Genomic DNA, 17,972 nt, shown 5'->3' with positions numbered 1-17,972 from the left:
TACCGGGCGCGCGAGCCGTTATCGGCTTGGCTGGACGGACGAGGGCCGCGCGATGCGCTTGAAGCGCTCCGGGGTGGTGCCGTGAGCGGATTGCGGACGGTTTTTCCCTCAGGATCCCGGACGCCGTTTGCGTACCCGCGTCAACGGGCGAATGCCGGCCGGATGCCCACGGCCGGCCGATCGGCCGATCCCGCGCGCGGCGCGGCGAGCGCCGGCGCGGAACGCGCGGTTATTTCACGTTGATCGTGATGGTCGAGCTCATTTCGGGACCATACGAACGGTGCGCGCCGTCCCCGAGCTGCAACGTCAGCGTGTGCTGGCCGGGCGGCAGCTTCACGTCGGTCTCGGTCTGGGCCTTGCCGAAATGCAGCGAATGCTCGGTCGCCGGGATCACGTCGCCCTTCGGCACCGGCTTGCCGTCGATCAGCAGGTGATGGTGGCCGGTATCCGGCGTCATGTCGCCGGCCGGCTTGAGCGCCATGCCTTCGAGACCGAACTTCACGTGCACGGGGCTCGACACCGTCGCGCCGTCCTGCGGCTCGACGAAGAACACGCGCGCTTCGGCGCGCGCGAGCGTCGACACGGCCAGTGCCGCGACACAGACTGCACCCGCGATCCACTTTCTGTTGAGCATCGTTTCCTCCTTCAGATTGAAAGGCTCACGAAGCATACACTGCATGCCCGACCGACGCGACGGCGCCGGTTGTTCGCGATGCGTACGTTTAAAACGACGTTGCGCAGGCGTTCGGCGAAATTCCGGTACCATTGCGCCTTTCGTCCGGTGGCCAGGCCGCGGACGGCATCGCCGAATTTTCATTTTCCCGAGCGCAACATGAGCGAAGTAACCGAATACCAGAGCTGGGTCTGCCTGATTTGCGGGTGGGTCTACAACGAAGCGGAAGGGCTGCCCGACGAAGGCATCCCGGCCGGCACGCGTTTCGCCGACATTCCCGCCGACTGGCGCTGCCCGCTGTGCGACGTGGGCAAGGAAGATTTCGTCGTCGTCGATTTCTGATTTTCCGTTCCGATCGCGGTCGATCACGCGATACGCGCGTCGGAGGCGCATTCCGCCCCGCCGACGCGCCGCGCGTTTGCTATACTCTGCGCGCTGTCCACACCGCCGTCCGGTTCGCCTTCCTTTGCGCGATTGCCCGGACTTGGCGCTCCCCGTAGTTCAATGGATAGAACAAGCGCCTCCTAAGCGCTAGATACAGGTTCGATTCCTGTCGGGGGGACCAGCCATGCCCCAAACCTCCCCCAAGATTCACAAGAAACTCCCCGCTCAAGCCCGTCCGGCGGCCATCTAGCTCCCATCGTGCCGACGTCGCGGCGCTTTTACGCTGCATAAACCCGCGCAGCGTTTTACTGCTCCATCACGGCTTGAGGTGTATTCCGGAAGCTGATCGCCATACGGTTATAGGTATTCATCAGGCCGACGGCGATGGTCAGGTCAACCAGTTCCCGTTCATTGAACGTGCCGCGGGCGGCCTCGTAGGCCGCATCCGGCACACCGGTCTGCGCCACGAGTGTCACCGATTCCGCCCATGCGAGTGCTGCACGCTCGCGATCGTCGAACAGATGGCCCGCTTCCCGCCATGCCTGCACGAGCGCCAGCTTTTCGACCTTCACGCCTTTGTTCAGCAGGTCGCGTGTATGCATGTCGAGGCAATAGGCGCAGTTGTTGATCTGCGAAACGCGGAGATAGACCAGATCGACGAGCACTGGCGACAGGTCGCTCTGCATGACGTAGCCATAGACGCCGCCGAGGGCTTTGACGCCCGCCGGAGCAATCTGGGTATAGTCGAGACGCTTGCTCATGGGGATACTCCTTGAGTCAGTGGTTTACTTGATGGGGGTGGTCAGAGCTTTGTCGTTGCTGTTCGCGACGAACACAGCGAGCAACCTTGCAGGCCGCGTTTCGCTCGCATTGCGGCTTATGCGGTGAATGGCGCCCGGCTCCTCGAAGAAACTCTCGCCGGCATGGTAGACATGCTTCGGACCGCCATCGACCTGTGATTCGATCTCACCCGATACGACGTAGGCATAGATGAAAGCCGAGCCCGCATGCCTGTGCGCGGCCGACGCCGCACCGGGTGCGTAATCGACGACGACGGCGGTCAACGACTTGCCCGGAATGTTGGGAATGGCGTGCTGAAAGTTCGGTGTGACGGTTTCAGCCGTGCCATGTGCCGCGACCGGCACGGCGATGCCGACGGCCATCGCTATGCCGGCGGCTCCCACGAGGGATTGAATATTCATGTGCGTCTGGCTCCTTTGCGTTCCTGCATTGTCGTTTGACATGGCGGCACGCAAAAGCACCAGGAATGAACATTTTCAATGTACCAAGAAGCCCGGGGAGCAGGTATAGGTGGTCCGTCAGTGGCGTCCGCGAACGAGTTCAAGCAGGCGGGAACAGTTGGCCGCCAGCGTTCTTTCATTCAGGTTCGTAACGCCCAGCAATAGCCCCTGTTGCCCCGGACCGCTCGTATACCACGGTGAGAAAGGAACCGGGGCCAGCCCGAAAGCACGCGCCCGCAAAGCGACATCGATATCCGATACGGATTGGGGAAGCGCGGCCACGACGGTCATGCCGGCGGCGGCCTGCACTTTGATCGAGTCCGAGTCCAGTCCGTTCAGACAACGAACCAGGGCTTCCTGCCGGGCAGCGTAAAGACGCTTCATCCGCCGTAGATGGCGAAGATAGTGTCCGTCGTGCATGAACTCGGTCACGGCGTGCTGCACGGATACAGCCGAGGCGGGCGCGAGGCACGCGGCGACGTCACCGAAGTGGCGCGCCATGCCCGGCGGGACAACGAGAAATCCCAGGCGCAGTGACGGGCTGATCGTTTTGCTGAAGGTCCCGATGTGCAGCACGCGCCCGTCCTGATCGAGCGAGGCCAGCGCCGGTGCTGCCCGCCCTTTCAATTGCAGTTCGCCGAGATAATCGTCTTCGACGATCCAGGCATCGTGTTGTTTGGCCCAACCGAGCAGTGAAATCCGCCGAGCGAGCGACATCGTCATTCCGAGCGGAGCCTGCTGGCCCGGTGTCACCACCGCGAGGGTGGCTTCGGGCGCAATCTGGATACCTGCGTCGATATCGAGCCCGTGCGCGTCTACCGGCACCCCGGCCACGGTCATGCCGGCCAACCCGAGCGCCGTACGCGTGAGCGGAAAGCCGGGGTCCTCCATCCAGGCCTGCCCGCCTTCCAGGCGCAGACCGCGAATCGCCAGATTGAGCGCGCCGGAGAAACCTGCCGTGACGAAGACCTGGGACGGACTGCATCGAAGCCCTCGCGAGACGCCAAGATACGCCGCGATCTCCTGTCGCAAATCCGGCTCGCCGCGTGGATCGGGATATCCGACTGGAGCCGCTGCCGCTCGGCGCGCCGCGCGTGCCTGAATGCGTGACCAGAGCTTGAAGGGAAAGGCGTCTTGGGAGGGCACACCCATTTGAAACGCCAAAGGCGCCGCGCTGAAATCGTAGAAGAGATCCGGCAGCGGCGGCTCCTCCGGCGACCATCCGGTCGTCGCCGGCAAAGGCCGCGCGGCGACCCGGGTGCCGGCCGCGCCCAGGCCGATCGCGAACTGCTCGTCGATCAGACGTTCATACGCGGCACGCACGGTGCCCCGGGACACGCCGAGCTGGGCGGCCAGATCCGACCAAGACGGCAGCCTCGCGCCGGCGGCAAGCTGCCCCGATTCGATCGCATCCCGGATCGAGCCGTAAATTTGCGCCGACAGCGAGGTGCGTCCGGCGCGATCGAGACCAATGGAAAGGGGTGCCATGGGGGCGATAGTACATTCGGATTGCTCGATCTTGGGCCTGTTCCATGCTCCATGGTAAGCGTAACTTCCTCGGTGTAACGCCGCCAGTCAGTTCCGGCGCCGAACCAGCCGCCAACGTGAGGCGGCTCGCAAGCCAAGCGTGCCGCGCCAAACGCACGCTCCTTACAGCTGAGGTCATACGATGAAGCAAGCAAAAACAGCGTCGACACACGACACGTTGGACGTCGCCATCCCAGACAGCCAGCTGGCGCGTGAGGTAGCCCAGCTCATTCGCGACACCGAGAGCGAACTGCTGTTCAACCACTCGACACGGGTCTACCTATGGGGCGCGATGCTCGGCAAACGGAAACTCATTTCCTTCGACCCGGAGCTGCTCTACGTAGCATCCATGTTCCACGATATTGGTTTGACGTCGGCTTATCGCGAAAGCGATCTGCGTTTCGAGGTGGACGGCGCAAACGCCGCGCGCGATTTTCTGCGCAGCCATCACGTCGACGAGGCCGATGTAATGAAGGTATGGACGGCGGTGGCGCTCCATACGACGCCGGGCATTCCCGAGCACATGCACGGGGAAATCGCGCTGGTACAAGCAGGAGCAGGAATGGACGTAGCCGGACGGGGTTTCGATGCGTTCTCGGAGGAACAGCGCGCGGCGGTGGTCGCGGCCTACCCGCGCGGCGCCGATTTCGCCGGCAAGATGATCGATGCCTTCTACGACGGCATGAAGCATCGCCCAGGCACCACGTTCGGCACCTTCAACGACGATTTTCTCGCCTACAAGGATCCGACATTCGAGCGCGTGAACGTGTGCAGCATCATGTTGAATTCGAGCTGGCGCTGACCTGTTCGGCAGGCGCGACGCGCTTGATTTCCACGTCTATAGGATTTTCAAAATACTCAGACGGACGCTTTCGATCACGGGCGCCAGCAAGGGTATCGGGCGCGCATTGCACCGATGCCTGCCGGTATTCTGTCGGCATCTATGGGACGTCTTAGCCGGTAACGACCGTCCATTCCGCAAATATGAATTCTGTCGGTGACCAGTCAAGCGCCATGCCTCCCCAAGCTCACAAGAACGCCCCCGCTCAAGCAACCACAACCGTAAACTCGACCCCCGACTCAAAATCCAGCGTCGTGGTCGAAAACCGCGGATTCTCGTCGAGGTAATGCTTGTACGGTCGAACGGCGTCCTCGGCCGTGTACATGTTGTCGGCCAGCACGACCGATCCCGGGCGTAGCAGGCGCTCGATCTGCTTGAACAGCTTCAGATAGGCGTCGGCCCATACGTCGATAAACACCATGTCGACAGTCCCGTCCAGTCCGGCAACGGTCTCGAATACATCGCCCTCCCGCACGTCGACATGGGCGCCCAGGCCCGCTGTTTCGACATGAGCCCGCAACCGCGCGCACTTGAACGCATCGCATTCGGTCGCGATGACCACGCCACGGCCCAGCGTCCGCAACGCATCGGCAAAATACAGCGTCGACACGCCGCACGAACTGCCGAGCTCGAGGATTCTGGCCGGCCGTTGTGCAAGCACCATGTTGCGCAAGAATCGTCCCGTTTCCGCCGACACGGCCAACGATAGAGCACTGCCTGCCGAAGACTCGAAATCTTCGGTGAACAAGCCGAACGTTTCGAGGAACCGCCCGCGCAGCCTCGGGGCGAGTGCTTCGTATTCGTCGACGAGCGTCGGAAACGCCTCGTTCGGCCCCTGGAACTGCGCGCGTGCGCGGGCGATGATTTCGCGCTGGCTCTCTTCATGGAGCCGTTGCAAAAGAGCGTGGGTGGTGGAAGCCAAGTGCGTTCCTTGAGGAAGTTGATCACGTCGACGGCGATATCCATCGACTGCTACCTGCCGTCAGGCCTGCCGCGCTGCCGATCCATGATCGGCGTGCACGGGACGACGCTATGCCCTTCGGGCAAGCGTGATCGCGCGTTCGGGACACGCCGTCACGCAGCGCCCGCACGACCGGCAGGCTTGGGCATTCGGCGTGTACGCGACTTTCATTCCATGCACGCGCAGCTTCAAGCGATGCATCAAGCCAAGATCGAGGTAATCGGCCTGATCGATGCGTCGAACCTCGAACACGTTTTCGGGGCAAACGGTGACGCAATCGCCCTTCCCTTCACACCGTTTCAGATCGACGACGGGCGCAATCACGCCCGCCTTCTGCTTGCAGTCGGCCGTTGCTTTCTCGCGCATGTTCACTCCTGCGCGGGCCGCTTGCCGCGCGATCGCCATGCGGCGCGGAACTGCTCGCGCTCCTCGGGCGTCATGGCTTCCCACTTGCGCCAGTGGCGCCGGCCGTGCCAGCCGCGGTGTCCGCGAAATCCGCCGAACAGGATGCGGCTCAACACGAGCAGGCCCAGCGCATGAGCGAAGTCGATCGTCCGCGCGCCGACGAATAGCGCCGGCATCACCCAGTTCCACAGCATCATGACGACCCAGCCGAGCACGCCGATCGCCACCACCACGAGCAGCGCCTTGCCCGCACATCTGATTCGAAAATTCATCCGTCGACTCCTCTAGATATCCAGTTCGTCATAAATGGGTTGCAGTCGAGCACGCAGATGCAAAACCGCGTAGCGTTTGCGCGCGAGCAGCGTATTGAGCGTGACACCGCTTTGCGCGGCCATCTCCCTGAAGGACAGCCCGTCCAGTTCGTGCGCGATGAAAACCTCGCGCTGATTCGCCGGCAATTCGTCGAGCGCGTCCTGCAACGCCTTGAGCAACAGCGTGCGAGCGTAGAGCGCTTCAGGCCCCGCATCGTGCGCCGGTAGCGCGAGATCCAGGCGATACTCGCTGTCGGCTTCGTCGTCGGCATCGAGCAGGTCGGTCAGCGGCTGCTCCTTCTTCTTGCGAAAACGATCGACGATGCGGTTACGCGCGGCACGGAACAGCCACGCGCTCGCCTGCTCGATCGGCGCAGGAAGTCGATAAGCCTGTACGAATTCGTGAAGGACATCCTGCAGAACGTCCTCGGCGTCGTCCGGGTCACGGATCCGGCGCCGAATGAAATTCCCTAGCCTCGTTCGTTCACGCATCACTGTCGCAGTGATGTCGCGGTCTGCGTCGGTCATCGGTTGCGAAGTGAGTGGCGGTTCCATGCGTCTGAAGACGTTTCAGGCGCGCGAATATTGTGGTGAATGTGAAAAATTTCCGGCTGCAGGCATCGGCTGCCCTGCGTCGCACGGGTTTCGGGAAACAGGGCCGATATCGCATCGGCCGCCCGTCGCACGAATCGTTTGACTCCCCGCATCGACCCAAGTACACTTCGCGCCGCGGGGTGGAGCAGTCTGGCAGCTCGTCGGGCTCATAACCCGAAGGTCGTAGGTTCGAATCCTACCCCCGCAACCAAATACCGAAGCCCGCTTTGCGAAAGCAAGCGGGCTTTTTGCTGTCCGGAGGATGTTGCCCGCGGGCGCAGCACGGTAGACGAAGATGGCGCGAGCGAGCGCTCACCACGACGGGCGACACGCCATTGCGTAGAATTCCGAACCTTCTTCGGTTCAGCACACGGACTTCTCGAATGATTCGACCGATCGCGGCGCTCGCCGCGCTTTCAGCGATGACCGCCACGGCAGGCGCCGCCGACATCGGCACGTCCCCGGTCAAACAGCGCTACGTCAGCCCAGGCGTCACCAACGTCACGGCCTCGGCCACCCCGCGCCCCGAAAGCACCTCCCCCGACGCCCGCTGCCGGGAACTGGCCGCCGGCATCGACGCGGTCACGCACTCGCCCGACCGCGGCCGGAAGGTCGTGCGAGTGATGAGCCCGGACGGCAAGCCGCGCAACGAACGGCGCGGCTACGACAAACGGGCCGATCTGGAAGCCGAGCACCAGCGCCTCGGCTGCCAGTAACGGCCCACGAATACACACCTCCGCCCGGCAACCCTCGCCGGACATCGGCCTTTACGCGTTCGCCCCGCCGTCGATCGTCAACCCGGTGCCGTTGATCGACCGCCCTTCCGGCCCGACGACGAACGCCACGAGCGCGGCCACGTCATCGGCCTTGCCGTACTGCTGAATCGCCATCCGCGCACGCTGCGCATCGGCATGCTCGCCATCGGCCGGGTTCATGTCGGTGTCGGTCGACCCCGGATGCACGATGTTGACCGTGATGCCGCGTGCGCCGAGGTCGCGCGCGAGCCCCTGCGTCCAGCCGATCAACGCGGCCTTGCTCGCCGCATAGAGGCTCATCCCCGCATCGGGCACGCGCGTCGCGAGGCAACTGCCGGTCGACACGATGCGCCCGCCCTCCCCGAGGTGCCGCGCCGCCGCCTGCGACGCGACGATCACCGCGCGCACGTTCACGTTCAGCGTCGCGTCGATATCGTCGAGCGTGAGGTCGTCCAGCGCGCCGGCCCGGAAAATCCCCGCGTTGTTGACGAGAATGTCGAGGCCGCCGAACGCCTCCGCCGCCCGATCGACCGCGTTGCGCACGGCCACCGGATCGGCGCTGTCGGCCTGGATTGCAATGGCGCGGCGGCCCAGCGCCTCGATGGCGGCAACCACGGCCTGCGCACGTTCGGTCGATTTTTCATACGTGATCGCAACGTCCGCGCCGTCGGCCGCCAGCCGTTTCGCGATCGCCGCGCCGATGCCGCGGCTGCCGCCCGTGACGAGTGCACGCTTGCCTTGAAGTCGATTCATGTCGGTTCCTTTCCTCATTTATGTAACGACCGACACAGAATGTGGCAAGTTGCGCCGCACAGTCAATTGATTTATTTTATCGATCGATACAGATATCGACGAAGGAACGGACGCAATGGCTGAACGAGGCCGACCGAGAAGCTTCGACAAGGAAGCGGCGCTGGATCGCGCGATGGAGGTGTTCTGGCGTCTCGGCTACGAAGGGGCGTCGATGACCGACCTGACGGCCGCGATGGGCATCGCGTCGCCGAGCCTGTATGCGGCCTTCGGCAGCAAGGAAGCGTTGTTCCGGCAAGCGCTCGAGCATTACCGCGCAACCGAGGGGCGGGAAATCTGGGGTGGCGTCGAACGGGCGGCCAGCGCGTACGACGCCGTGCACAACTACCTGATGGATACCGCACGCGTGTTCACGCGGCGCTCGAAGCCGGCCGGCTGCCTGATCGTGCTGTCGGCGCTGCATCCGGCCGAGCGCTCCGACATGGTCCGGCAAACGCTGATCGCGATGCGCGAGGGCACGGTCGACGCGCTGCGGGAACGCCTCGCGCAAGGCGTCGCGACGGGCGAAATATCCGCGCAAGCGAATCTCGATGCGATCGCGCGCTACTACGTGACGGTTCAGCAGGGCATGTCGATCCAGGCGCGCGACGGCGCGAGCCGCCGCGATCTGGAGGCGGTCGCACAGGCCGCGCTGACCGCATGGCCGGCGCTCGTCGGCACGAGCGGCGCGGCCGTTGCGTAGCGGCGGGACGCCGCGCAGCGATTACTGCTTCAGGGCTTGCTGCACGTCCTTCGACGCCTGCCACACGCGATAGCGCACGTCGAAGCCGTCCGGCACATAGACGACGAGCGGCAGGCGGCTGTTGTAGCGCAACAGTTGACCGTCGCCGCGCACCTGCACGAACCGTTGCTGCGGCGCCTGGCCCGGGCACGCCATCAGCGTCGATGCCGGCCCCTTCACGTCGGTGAGCCGGTAATACGTGTAGCCCCAGCCCTTCACGTCCTCGGCGGTCAGCTCGCCGCCGAACCACTGCTGGTTGCAGTCGGTCTGCAGCGTCTTGCCGATCATCAGCTCGACGCGCGCATCGCCCTCGTTCTCGAGCGCGGGCAGCGCGATCACGACGCGCTGCTGGCCGGCCGCTGCCTGCGGAAACATCTTGATCGACTCGGCCGGCACGGCGGGCGCGGAAGCCGGCGCGGCCACGCACGCGGCGGCCGTGGTCACGCAGAAGGCGGCCAGCGCGGCCCGGATCGCGAATTTCATCGATGTGCTCCTGAAAAACAAATGAGCCCCGGATGCTAACACTTTCGTCGCAAGACCTTACGAGGCTGTAATTTGGCGACACAATTGCAAACAGCCGGCAATCCCCGGGCGCGGTACTTATAGCGGAACCAACGGAGAACATCATGCTGAAGCTCATTGCTGCCGCCGGCGTCGCCACCCTGCTGGCCGGCTGCGTCGTCGCCCCGGACGCCGGATACGGTTACGGGCAGCCCTACTATTCCGATCCCGGCTATGCGTACGCGCCGTCCCCCGTGTACGGCACGGTCAATATCTGGGGCGGTGGCGGCGGACGCGACTGGGATCGCGGCCGGCGCGACTACCATCACTGGGACGGCGATCGCGGCAACCGCGGCAACGGCTGGTGGCGCGGCGGCGGACGCCGCGGCGACTGGAACGAGGGCGGTGGCGGCGGACACGGTCGCGGCGACGGCGGCGGTCATCGCCACTGACGCGCAATTGCAACCGTTTGTATCCACGCACGGCCCGCCAAACGCCGGCCGCGCATCACGCTGGCCGGCGAACGGCGACGCAAAAGACAAAGGCCCTCGCATCGAGCGAGGGCCTTTCATCGTCCGGCCCGGCGAAGCGAACGCCGGCGGGTGCCGGCCAATCGGCCCGGAACCGGCTCGTGCGCCGCGCGCTTACCAGCCGGCCGGCCGCGCGTAGCCGCCCTGCACCGGCGCACCGCACACATACGCGCGCTGGTAGCGGTCGTAGCAATAGTTCGGGCCGTCGTCCTGATACTGCGCCTGCTGATAGGTCGGGTAGGCCGGCTGCTGGTACGCGGGGGCCTGGTAGTACGTCGGCGGCGGATAGGCCGGTGCCTGGTACGCGGGCGCCTGATACGCGACGGGCGGATTCATCGCGGACGTCACGATCGCGCCCAGCACCGCGCCGCCGATCAATGCGCCGATGACGGCGCCGCCGTCGCGGCCATGCGCGGACGCCGGGCCCGCGGCCGCGAGCGAACCGGCAAGGACACACACTGCGGCAATCTTTTTCATGATGGACTCCCACGCGAAGTGGTACTGGATGCGATGCATTGTGGCCGCCCTCGACCGTAATAGATGCAGCAAGTGGTAACGCGCGATTACCGGTATCGCACGTGCCGAAACGCGTCGTCGCCGTGCTACGATTTTCGGCATACAGGAGACGCCTTCATGCAGCCCGAAACCGCCCGCCGTTTCGATACCGAATTCGCTCCGCGCATCGCACAGGCGATCGCCGCGTTCTTCGCCGGTCACGTGCAGGCCGACGTCGTCCCCTACGGCGGGCACGGGCACCCGACCCGCGTGCAGATCCGCAGCGCGCCGCACGAGCACGTGAGCGGCTTCGTGCATTCGCTGAACCTCGAACTGACGTGGGACACCGACGAAATCGAGCGGCTGATGGAGCCGGACGGCCCGCAGCGCTTCGAGCACTACCTGGCCGCGCTGCCGAGAAAGCTCGGCGCATGGCAAAGCGCGCGCGACATCGATCTCGCATCGCGCACGCAGGCCGACCCGCTCGTGCGGCTCGGCGGCCTCGACTTCGAAGGCTGAATGCGCGCCCCAGCGGGCGAGTGCGCGGCGCGGCGGCGCGCGATGCAACCCGGTGATACACTCGACCGACCCCGTTCCGGCGCAGCCGCGCCGGCCGGGCCGTTCATCGCCGCCGCCACCGCTGCGCATGGTTGCGCACGCAACCGGCAAGCGGGCGTGCGGACAACCCTGCTCTCGCTCCCGTCATGAACGCCGATACCGGCCTGCCGCTTCCGCAACGCTACTGGGCGATCGTCTGCGTGGCCCTGGGCATCACGCTCGCCGTGCTCGACGGCGCCATCGCGAACGTCGCGCTGCCCACCATCGCGCACGACCTGCATGCGTCCGACGCCGCGTCGATCTGGATCGTCAACGCGTACCAGCTCGCGGTCACGATCACGCTGCTGCCGCTCGCATCGCTCGGCGAACGCATCGGCTATCGCCGCATCTACATCGCCGGGCTCGCGCTGTTCACCGCGGCGTCGCTCGGCTGCGCGCTGGCCGGCTCGCTGCCGGTGCTGGCCGTGATGCGCGTGATCCAGGGGTTCGGCGCGGCCGGCATCATGAGCGTCAACGCGGCGCTCGTGCGGATGATCTATCCGTCGTCGATGCTCGGGCGCGGGCTGTCGATCAACGCGATGGTGGTCGCGCTGTCGTCGGCGATCGGGCCGACGGTCGCGTCCGCGATCCTGTCGTTCGCGTCGTGGCCCTGGCTCTTCGCGGTCAACGTGCCGATCGGCATCGCGGCCGTGCTCGGCAGCGTGCGCGCGCTGCCGGCCAACCCGCTGCACGACGCGCCGTACGACTTCCCGAGCGCGCTGATGAACGCGTGCGTGTTCGGCCTCTTGATCACGGCCGTGGACGGGCTCGGCCACGGCGAAGGTCATGCGTACGTCGCGGCCGAACTGGCCATCGCATGCGTGGTCGGCTACTTCTTCGTGAAGCGTCAGTTGTCGCAGCCGGCGCCGCTGCTGCCCGTCGACCTGATGCGCATCCCGATGTTCGCGCTGTCGATCTACACGTCGATGGCGTCGTTCACGTCGCAGATGCTCGCGTTCGTCGCGCTGCCGTTCTGGCTGCAGCATTCGCTCGGCTTCTCGCAGGTCGAGACGGGTCTCTACATGACGCCGTGGCCGCTCGTGATCGTATTCGCCGCCCCGCTCGCGGGCGTGCTGTCGGACCGCTATTCGGCCGGCGTCCTCGGCGGGATCGGGCTTGCGCTGTTTGCAGCCGGGCTGCTGTCGCTCGCGACGATCGGCGCGCACCCGGGTACGGTCGACATCGTATGGCGGATGGCGCTGTGCGGCGCGGGCTTCGGGCTGTTCCAGTCGCCGAACAACCGCGCGATGCTGTCGTCCGCGCCGCGCGAGCGCAGCGGCGGCGCCGGCGGCATGCTGAGCACCGCGCGCCTGACGGGCCAGACGCTCGGCGCCGCGCTCGTCGCGCTGATTTTCGGGCTCGCGCCCGACCACGGGCCGACGATCGCCCTCCATGTCGCGGCGGTGTTCGCGGCGGTGGCCGCGGTCGTGAGCCTGCTGCGCATCGCGTCGCCGCGGCCGGACGCGGCGGCCTGACACCGTCGCGCGCCGCCACGCAGCAGGCATCATGCGGCGTCGAGCGCATCCATCACGAAGCGCACGCGCGCCTTCACGCTCACGCGCGGCAACTCGATCAGCCGATAGCCATACGACGTATAGCAATCGACCATCGCGTCATAAGTCCGCACCGCTTCCGCGAAATCCTGCCGGCGCTCGGGGTCCTGCACATAGATGTCGGGCCACGGCGGCGCGATGAACACGCGCCGGTGATAGCGGAAACGCCGCGCAGCGGCTTGCGCGTGCGCGGGTACCGCCAACCCGGTGAGCTTCAGATAGCCGATCACGTCCGGCACGCCGCGGTCGAAGAACACCGGCCCGCGCGCCTGCCGCGCGAGGTGGTAGGACCGCATCTCCCAGCCCAGCATCAGCTCGGCGAACGCAGCCGGGTCGCGCCACGGCAGCGCCGGGCCGTCGACGGCCATCTGGTCGCGGATCACGCCGCGCCCGGCCTCCTGCGAGCGCGCGAATCCGGCCCGCTCGAGTGCATCGAGCAACGTGCTCTTGCCGGAACCCGGGCCGCCCGTCACGACGAAAAAGCGGCCGGCTGCATCGTCGGCCGCTTCTTCGGCGCCACCGGCTCCCGGCGTGCACTCACGCATGCGCCACTCGCCGGCCCGCGCGCCGTGTGACCGACGCCGTCGCCGCGACACTGCGCAAGTCGGCGACGAACGTGTCGCGCCAGACCGACAGGTCGTTCTCGCGCAGCCGCGCGAGGTTCTGCTCGTGACGCGCCTGCCGCTCCGCGAGCGGCATCGACAACGCGCGTTCGAGCGCCTCGGCCATCTGCGACAGATCGTACGGGTTGACGAGCAGCGCACCGGTCAGCTCGGCCGCGGCGCCCGCGAACTCCGACAGCACGAGCACGCCCGGATCGGCCGGGTCCTGCGATGCGACGTATTCCTTCGCGACGAGGTTCATCCCGTCGCGCAGCGGCGTCACGTAACCGACGTGCGACATCCGGAAGAACGCCATCAGCAGGTTGCGTTCGTACTTGCGGTTCAGGTACTGGATCGGCGTCCAGTCGAGCTGCGAGAAGCGGCCGTTGATGCGGCCGGCCTCGCCTTCGAGCGTTTCGCGGATCTGCTGATAGGTCTGCACGTCGGAGCGCGTCGGCGGCGCGATCTGCAGGAGCGACACGCGCCCCTGCCAGCCCGGCGCATTCGCGAGCATCCGCTCGAACGACTGGAAGCGCTCGACGAGCCCCTTCGAGTAATCGAGGCGGTCGACGCTCATCACCAGCTTGCGCTCGCCCAGCGCCTCGCGCAGCATCTTCACCGGCTTGCGCGAACCGTACTGGACGGCCGCCTGCGCGATCGCGTCGGGATGCACGCCGATCGGATAAGCGGCAACCTTCACGACGCGGCCGTGCGCATGCAGCATCCCGTCTTCGCTCGCCGCGCCGATGCCGCGCCGCTCGATGTAGTCGGTGAAGGCCTGCTTGTCGGCCTCCGTCTGGAAGCCCGCGACGTCGTACGCGCACATGAACTTCACGAGTTCCTCGTGCGGCGGCACGAGACGCAGCACGTCGGGCGCCGGAAACGGGATGTGCAGGAAGAAGCCGATCGGGTTCGTCACGCCGAGCTCGCGCAGGCAATGCGCGAACGGCAGCAAGTGGTAGTCGTGCACCCAGATCAGGTCGTCCGGACGCAGCAGCGCGGCGAGCTGCTTCGCGAGCATCGCATTCACACGCAGATAACCGGCGTACTCCTGTCGATCGAAGCGCGCGAGATCGCCGCGGTAGTGGAACACCGGCCACAGCGTCGCGTTCGAGAAGCCGCGATAGTACTGGTCGTAGTCGCGCCGGGTCAGCCCGACCGTCGCATACGTCACGTTGCCGTCCCGCTGGATCGCGGGCTCGGCATCCGGCGCACCGACGATCTCGCCGTTCCAGCCGAACCAGACACCGCCCGTTTCCTTCAGCGCGTCCATCACGCCGACGGCCAGGCCGCCCGCGCTCGGGCGCGTGTCCTCGCCGGCGGCGACGCGATTCGATACCACGATCAATCTGCTCATGCGATTTCCCCTCCTCGATTCGATTGGCTGGCGCGCGACGCGCGCCGCAGCAGGCGCGGCGGCCCGAAGGCGGCCGCGCGGCGATTCAGTTCCGAGAATTGCAATGAAATACGGCGGTGGAATGCGGCGACGACCGTATCAAGCGTCCTGCTCCTGACCGAGATCGCGCTGATAGTCGAGCCCTTCCGGGCGGGCACCACCCTGGTTGTGATCGCCGTCCGACGGCGTCTCGTCCGGCACGCCCGCGGGCGGTGCCGAGGGCGCGTCGGTCTGCGGACGCGGGCGGTCTTCCGGATGGCCGGCCGCCGCGTCGGGCGGCCGGTGTGACAACCGTTTGGAACGGCGCATGGCTGGGTGTCTCATATGCGGCGCGGCTCGAGGCCGTCGTAGAAACATTCCATAACAAAACAGTCTAGGTCGCCTCGTCGCACGCGAAGGTAACAATTACCTTCAATTTGTAACGTTTCGACCCCTCGTCCAGCATCTATCCGACAATAACGCCGCCCGCGCGCACGCGGCCTGGCGCGCGGCGATTTGTCAAAGCTTTGCAGTTTTCCTATGACAATTGCGAAACAATGACGCGGCATCAGGGGCGTGCATGCGTCGCCGCTCACCCAGACAGGACTTGCACTCAGGGATGAACATTCGTTTCGAATCGCCGCGCCGGGCCACGCCGGCGCGCGTCGTGCTGGCCGCGATCGCCACGGCCGCACTGCTGTCCGGCTGCAATTCGCTGTACAGCGAAGGCGCGACAGCCGGCGCCGGTATCGCGGGCGCCGCGATCGCGTCCAAAGTCACCAACAACGCCGCCGTCGCGACGGGCATCGGCCTCGGCGCCGTCGCCGGCGCGCGGGCGGGCGTCCAGTACACGCAACGCGTCGCGCATCGCTACACGCAGGAACAGATCGCGAAGGCGGCCGGCCCGCTCGATGTCGGCGGCGTCGCGCCGTGGTCGACGCACCATTCGTTCCCGATCGAGGACGACGAGCAAGGCCGCGTGACGGTCAGCCGGATGATCAGCATCGGCCCGCTCGACTGCAAGGAAATCGTGTTCGCGGTCGACACGCCGGCGAAGGCCGACAAGGCCGCGCAATCGGCGTTCTACGTCGCCACCATCTGCCGCGACGGGCCCGTGTGGAAATGGGCGTCGGCCGAGCCGGCGACCGAGCGCTGGGGCGCGCTGCAATGAGCATCGCGATCCGTATCGCGATCCGTATCGCGACGATCGGCGCGCTGTGCGCGGCGACGGCCGCGCTGTCGGGCTGCGGATCGGTCGGCGCGGCGAGCGGCGCACTGGCCGGCGCGGCGACGGGCCTCGTCACCGCGAACCCGGCGGTCGGCGTCGGCGTCGGGATTGCCGTGCAGGCCGCGACCGACGAAGCCGTCAACCGCACGATGAAGCAGCTCCATCAAAACCAGCAGGATGCGATCGCGAAGGTGGCTGGCAGCCTGGCCGTCGGCGAAGTGAAGCCGTGGAAGGTGAAGAACACGCTGCCGCTGGAAAACGGCGAAGGCGACGTGCGCGTCACGCGCGCGTACGCGTCGGCGCTCGCGCTGTGCAAGGAGTTCGCGTTCTCGGTGAAGGACGGCGACAAGGCCGACTGGTATTTCGCGAATGCGTGCCAGCAAGGCACGCACTGGAAGTGGGCGTCGGCGGAACCGGCGGTCGATCGGTGGGGGAATTTGCAGTAACGGTGCGATGCGTCGTGCGGGGCGCCCTTGGCGTTCTGCGATGCCGGGTACACCGAGCGCCCCAACCGCATCAGGACTCGACGTCCTCGAGACTGAAGATTTCCGTCTGGTCGTTGTACGAGAAGATCTCGGCGTAACGGCCCCAGTCGATCACTGCATCGAGCGTTTCCTCGGCCGCGCCGTCCGACAGGAAATCCTCGAGCTCCTGCTCGAAGCGCACACGCGGCGCGCGGTGGCCCGGGCGCTCGTTCAGCACCTTCTTGATCCGCGCGGCGAGCGGCACATGTTTCAGCAGATGATCGGCGAACATCAGCTTGCGCTCCTGCGTGCCGAATTCCGCGAACACGCGCCCCGGCGGCGTCAGGAACACGTCGCCTTCGCGCACGTCCGCGAAGCCGAGGTACTGCAGCACTTCCGCGATCGGGAACAGGTCGTCCACTTCCAGATGCAGCGTGCGCGCGATTTCCGGCATGTCCGCACGGCCATGGTACGGCGCCATCGCGAGCGTCTCGATCAGGCCGGCCATCAGGTTGGTCGACACCTGCGGCAGCCAGCTGCCGAGTTCGAGCCCCTTCTTCGTCGCTTCGCCGGTCTGACGCGCGGTCATCTTCGCGTAGATGTCGTCGACGAGCTTGCGGAACGCCGGGTCGAGACGATTGCGCGGATGCTTGAACGGCACCTTGATCTCGGCGATCACGCGGCCCGGGTTCGACGACAGCACGAGGATCCGGTCGCACATGAACACCGCTTCCTCGATGTTGTGCGTGACGATCAGCACCGACTTGATCGGCATGCGGCCCTGCGTCCACAGATCCAGCAGGTCGGTACGCAGCGTTTCGGCCGTCAGCACGTCGAGCGCGGAGAACGGTTCGTCCATCAGCAGGATCGTCGGATCGACGACGAGCGCGCGCGCGAAACCGACGCGCTGGCGCATCCCGCCCGACAACTCGCGCGGGTACGCGTTCTCGAAGCCGTCCAGACCGATCAGGTCGATCGCGGCGAGCGCACGCTCGCGCCGCTCGCGTGCGCCGACGCCGAGCGCCTCCAGCCCGGCTTCCACGTTCTGCAGCACGGTGAGCCACGGGAACAGCGCGAAGGTCTGGAACACCATCGCGACGCCTTCGGCCGGGCCGCGCAGCGGTTTGCCGAGATAGGTCACTTCGCCGCCGGTCGGCTCGATCAGACCGGCGATGATGCGCAGCAGCGTCGACTTGCCCGAGCCCGAGCGGCCGAGCAGGCCGACGATCTCGCCTTCGCGCAGCGACAGGTTCGCATCGTCGAGCACGAGCAGTTCGCCCTGCGTCTTGTTGAAGCCGCGGCAGACGTGATCGACGCGCAGGATCTCTTCACCGAGGCGCGGTGGCTGGGACGTCTGGACGGGGGCGTTTACAGCATTCGGATTGTGCATCGCGTTTCGCTCTC

The 17,972-nt window shown here is 66.1% G+C and carries 24 protein-coding genes and 2 tRNA genes; 11 read left to right on the top strand and 15 right to left on the bottom strand.

The genetic code is table 11. The features are described from left to right. Positions 1-229: 229 nt before the first annotated feature. Positions 230-634, bottom strand: coding sequence for a DUF4399 domain-containing protein (locus HWX62_RS21755; RefSeq protein WP_175930570.1), 405 nt, complete (start codon positions 632-634; stop codon positions 230-232). 198 nt (positions 635-832) lie between these two features. Here HWX62_RS21755 and HWX62_RS21750 point away from each other — a divergent pair, with 198 nt between their 5' ends. Then, positions 833-1,015, top strand: coding sequence for a rubredoxin (locus tag HWX62_RS21750; protein WP_006478164.1), 183 nt, complete (start codon positions 833-835; stop codon positions 1,013-1,015). Between the two features lie 148 nt (positions 1,016-1,163). Further along, positions 1,164-1,238 (top strand) — tRNA-Arg (locus HWX62_RS21745). Between the two features lie 124 nt (positions 1,239-1,362). Here the strand turns inward: HWX62_RS21745 and HWX62_RS21740 are convergent. From HWX62_RS21740 to HWX62_RS21730, 3 genes are all read right to left on the bottom strand, one after another. After that, positions 1,363-1,818 carry a carboxymuconolactone decarboxylase family protein gene (locus HWX62_RS21740; protein WP_175930569.1) on the bottom strand — a complete coding sequence of 152 codons (456 nt, stop codon included), beginning with the start codon at positions 1,816-1,818 and terminating at the stop codon, positions 1,363-1,365. 24 nt (positions 1,819-1,842) lie between these two features. Next, positions 1,843-2,259, bottom strand: a complete 417-nt coding sequence (locus tag HWX62_RS21735) for a cupin domain-containing protein (protein ID WP_175930568.1) — start codon at positions 2,257-2,259, stop codon at positions 1,843-1,845. 117 nt (positions 2,260-2,376) lie between these two features. Further along, a complete protein-coding gene (locus tag HWX62_RS21730; protein WP_175930567.1) occupies positions 2,377-3,786 on the bottom strand; it encodes a PLP-dependent aminotransferase family protein in 1,410 nt (469 codons plus the stop codon). 181 nt (positions 3,787-3,967) lie between these two features. On the opposite strand from HWX62_RS21730, the gene HWX62_RS21725 reads away from it, so the two are divergent. Next, on the top strand, positions 3,968-4,627 hold the full coding sequence (locus tag HWX62_RS21725; protein WP_175930566.1) for an HD domain-containing protein: 660 nt from the start codon (positions 3,968-3,970) through the stop codon (positions 4,625-4,627). A 244-nt stretch (positions 4,628-4,871) separates the two neighbouring features. On the opposite strand, the gene HWX62_RS21720 is transcribed toward HWX62_RS21725, so the two are convergent. The 4 genes from HWX62_RS21720 to HWX62_RS21705 all read right to left on the bottom strand — a co-directional run bounded on the left by HWX62_RS21720 (position 4,872) and on the right by HWX62_RS21705 (position 6,898). Continuing rightward, a complete protein-coding gene (locus HWX62_RS21720) occupies positions 4,872-5,588 on the bottom strand; it encodes a class I SAM-dependent methyltransferase (RefSeq protein ID WP_175930565.1) in 717 nt (238 codons plus the stop codon). 108 nt (positions 5,589-5,696) lie between these two features. After that, the gene (locus tag HWX62_RS21715; protein WP_175930564.1) at positions 5,697-5,993 is read right to left on the bottom strand and encodes a 4Fe-4S binding protein; all 297 of its coding nucleotides are present in this window, start codon (positions 5,991-5,993) and stop codon (positions 5,697-5,699) included. A gap of 2 nt (positions 5,994-5,995) precedes the next feature. After that, on the bottom strand, positions 5,996-6,304 hold the full coding sequence (locus HWX62_RS21710; RefSeq protein ID WP_175930563.1) for a hypothetical protein: 309 nt from the start codon (positions 6,302-6,304) through the stop codon (positions 5,996-5,998). Between the two features lie 12 nt (positions 6,305-6,316). Then, entirely contained in the window at positions 6,317-6,898 is a 582-nt protein-coding gene (locus tag HWX62_RS21705) for a sigma-70 family RNA polymerase sigma factor (RefSeq protein ID WP_175930562.1), read from the bottom strand. A gap of 173 nt (positions 6,899-7,071) precedes the next feature. Between HWX62_RS21705 and HWX62_RS21700 the strand changes: the two genes are divergently transcribed. Both HWX62_RS21700 and HWX62_RS21695 read left to right on the top strand, forming a co-directional pair. Further along, a tRNA-Met gene (locus HWX62_RS21700) sits at positions 7,072-7,148 on the top strand. Positions 7,149-7,320: 172 nt separating this feature from the next. Then, the gene (locus tag HWX62_RS21695) at positions 7,321-7,653 is read left to right on the top strand and encodes a hypothetical protein (protein WP_175930561.1); all 333 of its coding nucleotides are present in this window, start codon (positions 7,321-7,323) and stop codon (positions 7,651-7,653) included. A gap of 51 nt (positions 7,654-7,704) precedes the next feature. Here HWX62_RS21695 and HWX62_RS21690 read toward each other — a convergent pair whose 3' ends face one another. Further along, positions 7,705-8,445, bottom strand: coding sequence for an SDR family NAD(P)-dependent oxidoreductase (locus HWX62_RS21690; protein ID WP_175930560.1), 741 nt, complete (start codon positions 8,443-8,445; stop codon positions 7,705-7,707). Between the two features lie 115 nt (positions 8,446-8,560). Between HWX62_RS21690 and HWX62_RS21685 the strand changes: the two genes are divergently transcribed. Further along, positions 8,561-9,184 (top strand): TetR/AcrR family transcriptional regulator, encoded by a 624-nt coding sequence (locus HWX62_RS21685; protein ID WP_175930559.1) that lies wholly within the window; start codon positions 8,561-8,563, stop codon positions 9,182-9,184. Between the two features lie 21 nt (positions 9,185-9,205). On the opposite strand, the gene eco is transcribed toward HWX62_RS21685, so the two are convergent. Next, a complete protein-coding gene (gene eco / locus HWX62_RS21680; protein WP_175930558.1) occupies positions 9,206-9,706 on the bottom strand; it encodes a serine protease inhibitor ecotin in 501 nt (166 codons plus the stop codon). Positions 9,707-9,849: 143 nt separating this feature from the next. Between eco and HWX62_RS21675 the strand changes: the two genes are divergently transcribed. Continuing rightward, entirely contained in the window at positions 9,850-10,176 is a 327-nt protein-coding gene (locus HWX62_RS21675) for a hypothetical protein (RefSeq protein ID WP_006478153.1), read from the top strand. Between the two features lie 192 nt (positions 10,177-10,368). On the opposite strand, the gene HWX62_RS21670 is transcribed toward HWX62_RS21675, so the two are convergent. Further along, a complete protein-coding gene (locus HWX62_RS21670) occupies positions 10,369-10,770 on the bottom strand; it encodes a hypothetical protein (protein WP_175930557.1) in 402 nt (133 codons plus the stop codon). A 117-nt stretch (positions 10,771-10,887) separates the two neighbouring features. On the opposite strand from HWX62_RS21670, the gene HWX62_RS21665 reads away from it, so the two are divergent. Both HWX62_RS21665 and HWX62_RS21660 read left to right on the top strand, forming a co-directional pair. Next, positions 10,888-11,268, top strand: coding sequence for a DUF5594 family protein (locus tag HWX62_RS21665; RefSeq protein WP_175930556.1), 381 nt, complete (start codon positions 10,888-10,890; stop codon positions 11,266-11,268). Positions 11,269-11,453: 185 nt separating this feature from the next. Next, a complete protein-coding gene (locus HWX62_RS21660; RefSeq protein ID WP_175930555.1) occupies positions 11,454-12,821 on the top strand; it encodes an MFS transporter in 1,368 nt (455 codons plus the stop codon). A 29-nt stretch (positions 12,822-12,850) separates the two neighbouring features. Here HWX62_RS21660 and HWX62_RS21655 read toward each other — a convergent pair whose 3' ends face one another. The 3 genes from HWX62_RS21655 to HWX62_RS21645 all read right to left on the bottom strand — a co-directional run bounded on the left by HWX62_RS21655 (position 12,851) and on the right by HWX62_RS21645 (position 15,206). Beyond that, positions 12,851-13,444, bottom strand: a complete 594-nt coding sequence (locus HWX62_RS21655; protein WP_175930554.1) for an AAA family ATPase — start codon at positions 13,442-13,444, stop codon at positions 12,851-12,853. Continuing rightward, positions 13,437-14,858: an alpha,alpha-trehalose-phosphate synthase (UDP-forming) gene (gene otsA / locus HWX62_RS21650; protein ID WP_175930553.1), complete on the bottom strand. Its 1,422-nt coding sequence runs from the start codon at positions 14,856-14,858 to the stop codon at positions 13,437-13,439. Before otsA ends, HWX62_RS21655 begins: the two co-directional genes overlap by 8 nt. Before the next feature lie 138 nt (positions 14,859-14,996). Beyond that, a complete protein-coding gene (locus HWX62_RS21645; RefSeq protein ID WP_175930552.1) occupies positions 14,997-15,206 on the bottom strand; it encodes a hypothetical protein in 210 nt (69 codons plus the stop codon). A gap of 289 nt (positions 15,207-15,495) precedes the next feature. Between HWX62_RS21645 and HWX62_RS21640 the strand changes: the two genes are divergently transcribed. Continuing rightward, a complete protein-coding gene (locus HWX62_RS21640; RefSeq protein WP_059824981.1) occupies positions 15,496-16,047 on the top strand; it encodes a hypothetical protein in 552 nt (183 codons plus the stop codon). Next, positions 16,044-16,550, top strand: a complete 507-nt coding sequence (locus HWX62_RS21635; RefSeq protein WP_175930551.1) for a hypothetical protein — start codon at positions 16,044-16,046, stop codon at positions 16,548-16,550. The genes HWX62_RS21640 and HWX62_RS21635 overlap by 4 nt, the downstream gene beginning before the upstream one ends. Before the next feature lie 70 nt (positions 16,551-16,620). On the opposite strand, the gene HWX62_RS21630 is transcribed toward HWX62_RS21635, so the two are convergent. Further along, positions 16,621-17,958 carry a nitrate/sulfonate/bicarbonate ABC transporter ATP-binding protein gene (locus tag HWX62_RS21630; protein ID WP_175930550.1) on the bottom strand — a complete coding sequence of 446 codons (1,338 nt, stop codon included), beginning with the start codon at positions 17,956-17,958 and terminating at the stop codon, positions 16,621-16,623. Between the last annotated feature and the right edge of the window lie 14 nt (positions 17,959-17,972).

Origin of the sequence: Burkholderia sp. BCC0506 (assembly GCF_902833145.1) — a bacterium.
Taxonomy (GTDB): domain Bacteria; phylum Pseudomonadota; class Gammaproteobacteria; order Burkholderiales; family Burkholderiaceae; genus Burkholderia.
The sequence above is the reverse complement of the archived record's forward strand: the minus strand, read 5'-3'. Positions and strand labels throughout refer to the sequence as shown.

Bases quoted from the DNA above. Each gene is read 5' to 3' on its own strand.
- HWX62_RS21665 (WP_175930556.1), top strand. From the start codon at position 10,888: ATGCAGCCCGAAACCGCCCGCCGTTTCGATACCGAATTCGCTCCGCGC.
- HWX62_RS21710 (WP_175930563.1), bottom strand. From the start codon at position 6,304: ATGAATTTTCGAATCAGATGTGCGGGCAAGGCGCTGCTCGTGGTGGTG.
- HWX62_RS21685 (WP_175930559.1), top strand. From the start codon at position 8,561: ATGGCTGAACGAGGCCGACCGAGAAGCTTCGACAAGGAAGCGGCGCTG.
- HWX62_RS21695 (WP_175930561.1), top strand. From the start codon at position 7,321: ATGATTCGACCGATCGCGGCGCTCGCCGCGCTTTCAGCGATGACCGCC.
- HWX62_RS21725 (WP_175930566.1), top strand. From the start codon at position 3,968: ATGAAGCAAGCAAAAACAGCGTCGACACACGACACGTTGGACGTCGCC.
- HWX62_RS21630 (WP_175930550.1), bottom strand. From the start codon at position 17,958: ATGCACAATCCGAATGCTGTAAACGCCCCCGTCCAGACGTCCCAGCCA.
- HWX62_RS21655 (WP_175930554.1), bottom strand. From the start codon at position 13,444: ATGCGTGAGTGCACGCCGGGAGCCGGTGGCGCCGAAGAAGCGGCCGAC.
- HWX62_RS21750 (WP_006478164.1), top strand. From the start codon at position 833: ATGAGCGAAGTAACCGAATACCAGAGCTGGGTCTGCCTGATTTGCGGG.
- HWX62_RS21730 (WP_175930567.1), bottom strand. From the start codon at position 3,786: ATGGCACCCCTTTCCATTGGTCTCGATCGCGCCGGACGCACCTCGCTG.
- eco (WP_175930558.1), bottom strand. From the start codon at position 9,706: ATGAAATTCGCGATCCGGGCCGCGCTGGCCGCCTTCTGCGTGACCACG.
- otsA (WP_175930553.1), bottom strand. From the start codon at position 14,858: ATGAGCAGATTGATCGTGGTATCGAATCGCGTCGCCGCCGGCGAGGAC.
- HWX62_RS21690 (WP_175930560.1), bottom strand. From the start codon at position 8,445: ATGAATCGACTTCAAGGCAAGCGTGCACTCGTCACGGGCGGCAGCCGC.
- HWX62_RS21645 (WP_175930552.1), bottom strand. From the start codon at position 15,206: ATGCGCCGTTCCAAACGGTTGTCACACCGGCCGCCCGACGCGGCGGCC.
- HWX62_RS21735 (WP_175930568.1), bottom strand. From the start codon at position 2,259: ATGAATATTCAATCCCTCGTGGGAGCCGCCGGCATAGCGATGGCCGTC.
- HWX62_RS21715 (WP_175930564.1), bottom strand. From the start codon at position 5,993: ATGCGCGAGAAAGCAACGGCCGACTGCAAGCAGAAGGCGGGCGTGATT.
- HWX62_RS21640 (WP_059824981.1), top strand. From the start codon at position 15,496: ATGAACATTCGTTTCGAATCGCCGCGCCGGGCCACGCCGGCGCGCGTC.
- HWX62_RS21670 (WP_175930557.1), bottom strand. From the start codon at position 10,770: ATGCATCGCATCCAGTACCACTTCGCGTGGGAGTCCATCATGAAAAAG.
- HWX62_RS21705 (WP_175930562.1), bottom strand. From the start codon at position 6,898: ATGGAACCGCCACTCACTTCGCAACCGATGACCGACGCAGACCGCGAC.
- HWX62_RS21675 (WP_006478153.1), top strand. From the start codon at position 9,850: ATGCTGAAGCTCATTGCTGCCGCCGGCGTCGCCACCCTGCTGGCCGGC.
- HWX62_RS21740 (WP_175930569.1), bottom strand. From the start codon at position 1,818: ATGAGCAAGCGTCTCGACTATACCCAGATTGCTCCGGCGGGCGTCAAA.
- HWX62_RS21635 (WP_175930551.1), top strand. From the start codon at position 16,044: ATGAGCATCGCGATCCGTATCGCGATCCGTATCGCGACGATCGGCGCG.
- HWX62_RS21755 (WP_175930570.1), bottom strand. From the start codon at position 634: ATGCTCAACAGAAAGTGGATCGCGGGTGCAGTCTGTGTCGCGGCACTG.
- HWX62_RS21660 (WP_175930555.1), top strand. From the start codon at position 11,454: ATGAACGCCGATACCGGCCTGCCGCTTCCGCAACGCTACTGGGCGATC.